1 protein-coding gene is annotated in these 1,036 nt (G+C 59.2%); it reads right to left on the bottom strand.

Annotation, left to right across the window (positions count from 1 at the left end):
- On the bottom strand, positions 1-223 hold a 223-nt coding region (locus DB41_RS12435), incomplete at its 3' end, for a hypothetical protein (RefSeq protein WP_238578503.1).
- Positions 224-1,036: the final 813 nt, after the last annotated feature.

Genomic DNA, 1,036 nt, shown 5'->3' with positions numbered 1-1,036 from the left:
GCCCGTACTCGAGAGATAAGGGGGTTTGATATGGCAAAAAACAACCAAACACCACAAAATTCCGCAACTCTGCTGCGGAATTATTGAATAGGACCAAAACACGCGAGAGGCCCGTACTCGAGAGATAGGGGGTTTGATATGGCAAAAAACAACCAAACACCACAAAATTCCGCAACTCTGCTGCGGAACTATTGAATAGGGCCACCAGTGAGATGACGACCACCTATCATCTACTCTCATACTTTTAAATGCTGCGTGCGTCGGTGTGTTTGAGCGTGTGCCATGCTGGTACGCGTGCACACGCGTGCGTGGCATTTATCGCATCCCCAGTGGCGTGTCGTTGGCGTCGGTGCGTGCGTTTGTGGGCGCGTGGGCCGTGCGTGTCGCGTTTGTGCGCGTGGGCGATTTGCGGCGCCTGGGCGTTTGTGCGTGCGTGTGTTTGCGTGACGCGTTTGTGAGCGCGTTTGCGCGTGTGGCCGAGGGCGCGCTTGCGCGCGTGAGCGTCCGTTTGTGCGTGGGAGCGATCGTGCGGGCGTGGGGTCGAATTTGTTGCCAAAATCGGAAAGTGATTTTCAGGCGTCTGGAAGGGTCAAATGGCCACAACGGACAGGGCCGCGGGCGAGGCCGGGCTCGTTGGATAGGCCAGGCCGCGGTGCACATCGGACGCCAACGGGAGGGCCGAACTTCGCAGCCGTTGGCGAGCAAGAATCAAAATACGGAAATGGCGGGTCGAAGTTGGCCGGGGGGACCGGACTTTGGCGAGGCGAGCGTCCAGACCGAACACGGCCGCACGAACGCGCCCATCGCATGCGGTCACGGATAGAGCACACCGGGGGCATCGTTGTGGCGTGCGACTCGAGGGCACACCTAAAGGCGTGGTCGAACCGGCCCTCCTGGAAAATCTCACTCCACACAAAAACGAACCCGACAAGCCCCCTAGTGGGCCTTCCGGAGGCCCAAAAACTGGGGTGCCGGCTCGATACAAGCCCCCGAGCAGGGTCGAAAACTTACTAAGTCCACAGGTAAACTAGGGTCG

Origin of the sequence: Neochlamydia sp. TUME1 (assembly GCF_000813645.1) — a bacterium.
Taxonomy (GTDB): domain Bacteria; phylum Chlamydiota; class Chlamydiia; order Chlamydiales; family Parachlamydiaceae; genus Neochlamydia.
The sequence above is the reverse complement of the archived record's forward strand: the minus strand, read 5'-3'. Positions and strand labels throughout refer to the sequence as shown.